Source organism: Acinetobacter sp. Colony158, assembly GCF_019264745.1.
GTDB classification, from domain to species: Bacteria; Pseudomonadota; Gammaproteobacteria; order Pseudomonadales; family Moraxellaceae; genus Acinetobacter; species Acinetobacter ursingii.
This window is the reverse complement of the sequence record NZ_CP078523.1, coordinates 2,333,705-2,342,337: the sequence shown is the minus strand read 5'-3', so window position 1 is coordinate 2,342,337 and position 8,633 is coordinate 2,333,705. Positions and strand designations below refer to the sequence as shown.

General features: G+C 40.6%; 6 protein-coding genes and 2 tRNA genes. 3 read left to right on the top strand and 5 right to left on the bottom strand.

Annotation, left to right across the window (positions count from 1 at the left end; translation table 11 throughout):
- Window positions 1-68: 68 nt before the first annotated feature.
- Complete coding sequence (locus JR005_RS09445; RefSeq protein WP_004987064.1) at window positions 69-2,300, bottom strand: NADP-dependent isocitrate dehydrogenase; 2,232 nt, start codon at window positions 2,298-2,300, stop codon at window positions 69-71.
- Between the two features lie 355 nt (window positions 2,301-2,655).
- Between JR005_RS09445 and uraH the strand changes: the two genes are divergently transcribed.
- The 3 genes from uraH to JR005_RS09430 all read left to right on the top strand — a co-directional run bounded on the left by uraH (window position 2,656) and on the right by JR005_RS09430 (window position 3,488).
- Window positions 2,656-3,066 (top strand): hydroxyisourate hydrolase, encoded by a 411-nt coding sequence (uraH, locus tag JR005_RS09440; RefSeq protein ID WP_004987069.1) that lies wholly within the window; start codon window positions 2,656-2,658, stop codon window positions 3,064-3,066.
- Between the two features lie 247 nt (window positions 3,067-3,313).
- Window positions 3,314-3,389 (top strand) — tRNA-Glu (locus JR005_RS09435).
- A gap of 23 nt (window positions 3,390-3,412) precedes the next feature.
- Window positions 3,413-3,488 (top strand) — tRNA-Glu (locus JR005_RS09430).
- A 105-nt stretch (window positions 3,489-3,593) separates the two neighbouring features.
- Here JR005_RS09430 and JR005_RS09425 read toward each other — a convergent pair.
- The 4 genes from JR005_RS09425 to yejB all read right to left on the bottom strand — a co-directional run bounded on the left by JR005_RS09425 (window position 3,594) and on the right by yejB (window position 8,612).
- On the bottom strand, window positions 3,594-4,838 hold the full coding sequence (locus JR005_RS09425; protein WP_044434339.1) for an NADH:flavin oxidoreductase/NADH oxidase family protein: 1,245 nt from the start codon (window positions 4,836-4,838) through the stop codon (window positions 3,594-3,596).
- A 114-nt stretch (window positions 4,839-4,952) separates the two neighbouring features.
- Complete coding sequence (locus JR005_RS09420) at window positions 4,953-6,551, bottom strand: ABC transporter ATP-binding protein (protein ID WP_218665826.1); 1,599 nt, start codon at window positions 6,549-6,551, stop codon at window positions 4,953-4,955.
- Window positions 6,526-7,539: an ABC transporter permease gene (locus JR005_RS09415; protein ID WP_151724250.1), complete on the bottom strand. Its 1,014-nt coding sequence runs from the start codon at window positions 7,537-7,539 to the stop codon at window positions 6,526-6,528. The genes JR005_RS09420 and JR005_RS09415 overlap by 26 nt, the downstream gene beginning before the upstream one ends.
- Complete coding sequence (yejB, locus tag JR005_RS09410; protein WP_218664963.1) at window positions 7,539-8,612, bottom strand: microcin C ABC transporter permease YejB; 1,074 nt, start codon at window positions 8,610-8,612, stop codon at window positions 7,539-7,541. The genes JR005_RS09415 and yejB overlap by 1 nt, the downstream gene beginning before the upstream one ends.
- Window positions 8,613-8,633: the final 21 nt, after the last annotated feature.

Below are 8,633 nucleotides of genomic sequence, written 5' to 3'. Positions count from 1 at the left end.
ATAAAAAACCGATGCTTTTGCATCGGTTTTTTTCACAATACGGGTAAAATAACCCATATTATTTTGACTTAAATCGTTTCTAGCGCGGCATTCAATGTAGAACTTGGACGCATTACTGCTTCTACTTTCGCTGGATCAACCGCATAGTAACCACCGATATCAGCAGGTTTACCTTGAACTGCTGCGAGCTCTGCAACGATCTTATCTTCGTTATCAGCCAAAGCTTTCGCAAGTGGTGCAAACTTGGCTTTTAACTCAGCATCGTCATCTTGAGCAGCAAGTGCTTGAGCCCAGTACAATGCTAAATAGAAATGGCTGCCACGGTTATCAATCTCGCCAGTACGACGTGATGGAGACTTATCGTTGTCCAGTAATTGACCCGTTGCTTGATCTAAAGTTTTAGCCAGTAACTTGGCACGTTCGTTGTTTTCCTTGATACCTAACTCTTCAAGAGAAACAGCAAGCGCAAGGAACTCACCTAAAGAATCCCAACGCAAGTGATTTTCTTCAACCAACTGCTGTACGTGTTTTGGTGCTGAACCACCCGCACCAGTTTCGTACATACCACCGCCCGCCATTAACGGAACGATAGACAGCATTTTCGCAGAAGTACCCAGTTCCATAATTGGGAACAGGTCTGTTAAGTAATCACGTAAAATATTACCTGTTACAGAAATCGTATCCAAACCACGTGCCACACGTTCAAGCGTGTAACGCATTGCTCGGACTTGCGACATAATCTCGATATCAAGACCTGCTGTATCATGATCTTTTAAGTATTTTTCAACTTTTTTGATCAATTCATTTTCGTGTGGACGGTATGGGTCAAGCCAAAAAATAGCAGGCATACCCGAGTTACGCGCACGAGTAACAGCAAGTTTTACCCAATCACGAATCGGTGCATCTTTAACCTGACACATGCGCCAGATATCGCCTTCTTCAACATTTTGAGACAGTAAAACTTCACCTGTTTCAAGGTCAGTAATATTGGCAACACCCGCTTCAGGAATTTCAAAGGTTTTATCGTGAGAACCGTATTCTTCCGCTTTTTGTGCCATCAAACCTACGTTTGGCACTGTACCCATGGTACGTGGGTCGAAGTTACCATGCCATTTACAGAAATTAATCATTTCCTGATAAATACGCGCGAAAGTTGATTCTGGCATCACCGCTTTAGCATCATACTGCTTACCATCTGCACCCCACATTTTACCACCAGCACGAATCATGGCAGGCATAGAAGCATCAACAATAATATCGTTTGGTGAATGGAAGTTGGTGATGCCTTTGGCTGAGTCTACCATTGCAAGTGCAGGACGGTGTTCCTGACATGCATGTAAATCTTCAATAATTTCTTCACGTAATGAGGTCGGCAAAGTTTCGATTTTTTCGTAAAGACCTGCCATACCGTTATTGACGTTAATACCTAATTCGTCAAATAACTTACCGTGTTTTTCAAATGCATCTTTATAATAAATTTTAACGCAGTGACCAAATACGATTGGATGTGACACCTTCATCATGGTCGCTTTCACGTGTAATGAGAACAAAATGCCCGCTTCACGACAGTCTTCAAGTTGTTTCTCATAAAAGTCGCAAAGTGCTTTTTTGCTCATAAACATAGAGTCAATGATTTCACCATCAAGCAAAGCGACTTCAGGTTTAAGTACAATGCTTTGACCGCTTTTGGTGATTAATTCCATTTTCACTTTACGCGCACGGTCCAGTGTCAATGATTTTTCACCATGATAGAAGTCGCCCTCTTCCATATGTGAAACATGCGTTTGAGACCATTGCTTCCATTCGCTCATTGAATGAGGATGTTTTTTCGCGTAGTTTTTTACCGCAGCAGGTGCACGACGGTCAGAGTTACCCTCACGTAATACAGGGTTTACCGCAGAACCTAAACATTTGCTATAACGTGCCTTGATCGCTTTTTCTTCGTCTGTGGTTGGGTTTTCAGGATAATCAGGAATTGCGTAACCTTTTGACTGCAATTCTTTAATACATGCAGTTAATTGACCCACTGAAGCACTAATATTTGGTAACTTGATAATGTTGGTATCTGGATCTTGGGTAAGACGACCAAGTTCTGCAAGATTGTTAGGTACTTTCTGCTCATCTTTTAAATATTCAGAGAACTCTGCGAGTACGCGTGCAGACACAGAGATATCGCTTTTGTCGATCTCAATGCCAGCTGGCTTGGTAAAAGTCTCAATGATTGGAAGCAGTGAGTAGGTCGCTAAAAGTGGCGCCTCGTCGGTCAGTGTGTAAATGATTGTTGACTTTCCACCAGCCATATATATCTCCTGCTTTGGATTGCGTTGTGAGGAATGAGCTTGTGACCCTCTCCTACGAACCGATTTGCTTAAATAAAACCCTGAGAGTATCGACTCTCATTGCATTTCAGTCAACGTAATATCTAGTGATAACGACATTTCGCCAGAAAATAGTAAAAGTAAATCTTCTCAGCAATATTCGTCAAATTTATTATTTTTTTCGTTTAAATAAACCGTTGTACCTCAATACAGGTCTTACATGAGGTCAAATCCCTATATTTCAATGAAGATAGCCTTATTTTTTTGAGTTAATTTTACATATTTTCTATCAAAATGAGATAAATAAATCGATAAAATAAAATTCTTTGTTATTTCTATGAGAAAAACTGTGTATAAAACAACACTTTTTGCACTCAGCCTGAGCGCTTCGAGTCTCGTATTTGCTCAAAATCCATTGAGTGTGCATGTACTTAATCTTGAAAATGGTCTGCCATCTGCTGATGTCAATGTTGTTCTGGAAGCTCAACAAGGTGAAAAGTGGGTGCAAATTAATCAGGGTAAAACCGATGAAAATGGACGTATCACTGCACTTTATCCAGATGAAAAAACTTTAGCTAAAGGAACTTATCGGGTGACATTCAAAACTGGGGATTGGTTTCGCGAACATAATCAACGTTCATTTTTTCCTGAAGTGCCCGTTGTATTTGTGATTGATGGAGCTGTAGATCATTATCATATTCCGCTCTTAATCAGCCCTTATGGCTATTCAACCTATCGTGGAAATTAATGATCATTAATGTGAAATAGCTGATGATGATTTGAGTGGGTGCAATCTTTTACCTATTAAAATGGAGAGATTGTTTCCCACATCATTTATAGGCATGAGTGATCCATTTGATCTAAATCGATAAAACTGCTGAAATTTACATCTCATTGATTTAATTTTAAACGCTTAATCTTATTTTATTGTTTTTATCATTAAAATCGTTTGACACCCTCCTCAAATCACCCTACTATACGCCCACCTCTGAAACGTCCCTATCGTCTAGAGGCCTAGGACATCGCCCTTTCACGGCGGTAACCGGGGTTCGAATCCCCGTAGGGACGCCAATTTCAGATACAGCCTCATATAAGTCCCTATCGTCTAGAGGCCTAGGACATCGCCCTTTCACGGCGGTAACCGGGGTTCGAATCCCCGTAGGGACGCCAAATTCCAAAAAAGCCACTGCATAATGCGAGTGGCTTTTTTATTTCTATCAAATCGATCATGAAGAAATAGAGACTCTGACGAATCCCTATTTGCATTGAATATATTTATGCAGACTTGCGTGAATTGACCTGACCTTTAATCACAGCCTTGATATTGCCCTTCGCATAATTCAGAAATACAAGAAGTGGCGATAATTTCGGATTTGGCTTTTTGCCTTTTCCAATACTTCTAAATTGCGCCGCATACCAAATAATTTCCATAATCGCCATTTTGTCGACAAATGGTAATCCTGTTTTAATTGGTTTGACTGCATATTTGACATCCTGCCCTGCAATCAAACGATTTGCCAAGTCAGTTTCAACTGCAAATGGACGTGCAATACCAATAAAATCACAAGCACCACTTTGCAAAGCGGCATTCATGCCTGCCACTGTACGAAAACCACCCGTAACCATCAGCTTACATGTGACTTGTTGACGAATTTTTTCTGCAAAGTCTAAAAAGTAGGCTTCTCGCGCAATGGTGCTGGCTTTACGTTTTTCTGATTTTGCACCTGCCATCGCAGGGGCTTCGTAGGTTCCGCCAGAGATTTCAATTAAATCGATTCCAACGGCATCAATGGCTTTAAATACTGTAATTACATCTTCTTCCGTAATTCCGCCACGTTGAAAGTCAGCCGAGTTAAGTTTGACAGAAATGATAAAGTTTTCTGAAGTTGCTTCACGTACTGCTTTATAAATCTCAAGCAGGAAACGCATACGATTTTCAATCGAACCGCCCCATTGATCCTGACGTTTATTGGTCAATGGCGATAAAAACTGACTAATCAAATAACCATGCGCACCATGTAGCTGTACACCCTCGAAACCCGCTTTTTCACAAATACTTGCGGCTTTCGCAAAACGCTGAATAATATCCAGGATCTCATCTTCTCGAAGCTCACGAGGCGTTCCAAACATGGTGGCAAGCATAGGGCTAAATGGCACGGCAGAAGGTGCAACCGTTTCTTTATTCAATCCTTTCGGACACTGACGCCCCGGATGAGATAACTGGATTAACTGCACCATTCCGTACTGTTTGCCAATATCTGCCCATTTTTTTAGTTCAACCAGATCACGTTCACTTTCAGCGACAACAACGCCAGGCTCATTTTTAGCACGAATATCGACCATCACATTGCCTGTAATGGCACAACCCAGCCCTCCTTTCGCCCATGCTTCATAAAGCCCAAGATGTAGTTGATTCGGCTGTCCTGCATCATTTGCCAATGCTTCACTCATCGCTCCCTTAATTAAGCGATTTTTAAATGTGGTATTTCTGATTTGAATTGAATCGGCAATCTGTGTCATGTTTTTCTCTTTTAAAAAATCGGAGTTATTCTTCCAATTTGAATTAAAAATTGAAGTTAAAGTCATCCTGTATTTACAAATTGACAATACCACATGTCAATTATATGCAAAAGTTTAATATTGGCTTGCAGCAATGAGCTGACGGGTATATTCAGATTGCGGTTTTAAAAAAAGTTGCTCAGTATCTTGATATTCAATAACTTTTGCATGTCGCAATACCAAAACTTTCTGACATAAGGCGCGGACGACTTGTAAGTCATGACTAATAAATAAATAGCTCAACTGCTGTTGTTGCTGTAAGCGTCGCAATAACTGGACAATTGAACGCTGTGTCGTACGATCCAATGCCGATGTAGGCTCATCCAAGATAATCAACTTAGGCTTCAAAATTAATGCGCGTGCCAAAGCAATACGTTGCCTTTGTCCACCAGATAACTCATGAGGATAACGCTGTTTAAATTCAATCGGCAATTCCACTTTCAATAGTGCATCGTCGATCAGATCTTCCAATTCATCTGCTTTAATGTGTTTGAGAACGAGTCCCTCACCAATAATTTGTGCCACTGTCATTCGTGGATTTAAACTGCTAAATGGGTCCTGAAATACAATCTGAAAATCTGTACGTAACGGGCGAAGTTGATTTTCTTTTAAATGATTTAAATCTTTGCCCAATAAAATGATTTTCCCATCGCACTCAATCAATCGAGTTACTGCCAGTGCAAGTGTGGTTTTACCCGAACCACTTTCCCCTACAATCCCAATCGACTCTCCCTGAGACAGGGTTAAATCCATAGGTTCTAATGCAACTACATAATCCTTAATCCGATTGAGTAACCCTTGTTTAATTGGAAATTTGACCTCAAGCTGTTGCAGTTCAAGTAATGGTTGCCCAGACTGGAGTTTTAATGCATGACCGAAGTCATGATTGAGCAAATGTTGGGTATAAATGGTTTTTGGGTGATTAAAAACATCATTGACCTGCCCTTGCTCCTCGACACCACCTTTGTTCATGACAATGACTTGATCTGCATAGCGTTTGACCAGATTTAAATCGTGACTAATCAAAATCATGGCCATATTGCGTTTTTGCTGCAACGTTTTAAGCAGATTTAAAATCTGTGCCTGTAAAGTGACATCCAGTGCAGTGGTGGGTTCGTCAGCAATTAAAATCTCAGGCTCTTGCGCCAACGCCATCGCAATCATGACCCGTTGACGCTGACCACCCGATAATTCATGCGGATAACGTCTCAGTTTAGTTTCAGGCTCAGGGATTCCAACATCATGCAACAATTCCAATACGCGGGTTCGAACTTGCTGCTTTGACCATCCTTTTAGCAGCAATGTTTCACCGACGATTTTTTCCACCCGATGTAATGGATTTAATGCCGTCATTGGTTCCTGAAAAATCATGGCAATTTTTTGACCACGAATCTGTCGATACTGCGCTTGATTGAGGTGTAATAGATCTTGACCTTCAAATAAAGCTTGACCTGTTATTTTTAAATGCTGAGGTAATAAGCCTAATAACGCCAGACTACTGATGGATTTACCTGAACCACTTTCTCCCACGATTGCTAGGGTTTCACCCTGTTTCAGTTCAAAATCCAGTTGTTGAACCAATACTTGACCCGCTTCATTTTCAATATGTAAGCCACTTACTTTCAGGCAAGTCATTTGCTGCATTTCATTATTGTTGTCTTGGATCGAATGCATCACGCGTCGCCTCCCCAACATAGATAAGAAGAGATAACACCACAGCCAAACTAAAAAAACCTGAGAGTGCTAACCACGGCGCGGTTAAATTATTTTTACCTTGTAATAATAATTCACCCAGTGAAGCAGCATCAGGTGGTAAGCCATAACCCAAAAAGTCCAGTGCGGTGAGTGCCGTAATATTAGCGGTGAGCATAAAAGGAAGCTGCGATAAACTCGAACTCATGGCATTGGGTAAAATATGCCGAAACATAATAGTTCGGTCTTTTACCCCTAAAGCACGCGCGGCACGGACATAATCAAAATTTCTTGCTCGTAAAAACTCTGCCCGAACCAATCCAACCAGTGCTGGCCAGCCAAACAACAGCATAATCAAAAACAACCAATACACACTTGGGGTAAACATACTGACCAAAATCATCACCATAAACAGCATAGGTAACCCCCCCCATACTTCAAGAATACGTTGGCCAATCAGATCAATCCATCCACCATAATATCCCTGTATCGCGCCAACTATGATTCCGATCACTGCGGCAAAAAAAGTTAATGCAAAACCAAAGATTAAAGATACACGTAAGCCATAAAGAATCCGTGCCAATACATCGCGCCCCTGATCATCTGTTCCTAGCCAGTTTTGCTGGCTAGGTGGTGAAGGTACAGGCACTGCTAAATCCAAATTTGGAGTTTGATAAGAAAATGGAATTAACGGCCATACTGCCCACCCCTTATCATCAATTAATTTTTGAACTGCTGGATCTTTATAATCTGCTTCGGTTTCAAACACACCGCCAAAGGTCGTTTCAGGGTAGGATTCCATCACTGGAAAATAATAAGACTGATCGTATTTGACTAAAATCGGTTTATCATTGGCTATAAACTCTGCACCCAACGACAAAATAAAAATCAATACAAACAGAATGAAACAAGTAAAACCCAGCCGATTGTGTTTAAAACGTTTAAAACGCGCTTGCATCATTGGGGACATTATTTTGCTCCCCGTGATTCAAAGTTAATTCGTGGATCGATCACCTGATACAATACATCACTGATCAATCTCAAAACCAAACCAAGCAAGGTAAATAAAAATAAAGTACCAAAAATCACAGGATAATCACGTTGGGTAATTGCCTCAAAGCCGAGTAAGCCTACGCCATCCAGATTAAAAATAATTTCGATAAATAAATTACCCACAAAGAAAATGCCGATGAGGGCTTCGGGTAAACCTGCAATCACAATCAGCATAGCATTACGGAAAACATGACCATAAAGCACCCGATTTTCGCTTAATCCTTTTGAATGTGCTGCCAGTACATATTGTTTATTCAGTTCTTCCATAAAAGAATATTTGGTCAAATAAGTTAAGCCTGCAAAACCGCCCAACACCATCGTCAACAAAGGCAAGGTCATATGCCAAAAGTAGTCTTTAACTTGCTCAAAAAAGCTAAGTTGTTGAAAATTCTCAGAGACTAAACCCTGTAATGGGAACCAGTGAAAATATGAACCGCCTGCAAAAAATACAATTAGTAATACGCCAAATACAAAAGTCGGTACAGCATAGCCAACAGCCAGCAGGATCGATGTTGCTTTATCAAAAAATAAACCATGTTGTTTAGCTTTACGAATCCCAAGAGGAATCGATACTAAATAAATCAACAAAGTACTCCAGAGCCCAAGTGAAATGGTTACTGGCATTTTTTCATATAACAGTTGGGTAACGGGTTTATCCTTAAAAAAACTGGTGCCGAAATCTAAGGTTAAATAACCTTTTAACATCAACCAAAAACGTTCAGGCGCAGATTTATCGAAACCATATTGGGCTTTTATCTGTTCAATCATTTCAGGACTTAAACCTCTAGCTCCCTGATAAGATCGATCAGACGAGACATTGACTGTTTCACCGCCACCACTTTGATTAATCCCCTGAAAATTTTCAGCCTGATGAATTGCCTGCTCAACAGGGCCACCTGGTGCGATTTGAACCACTAAAAAATTAATCAGTAAAATCAGAAATAAGGTCGGAACAATGAGTAAAAGTCGCTTAATAATATAGGTGCCCATGTTTTGGTTCCTTTGGCGTCT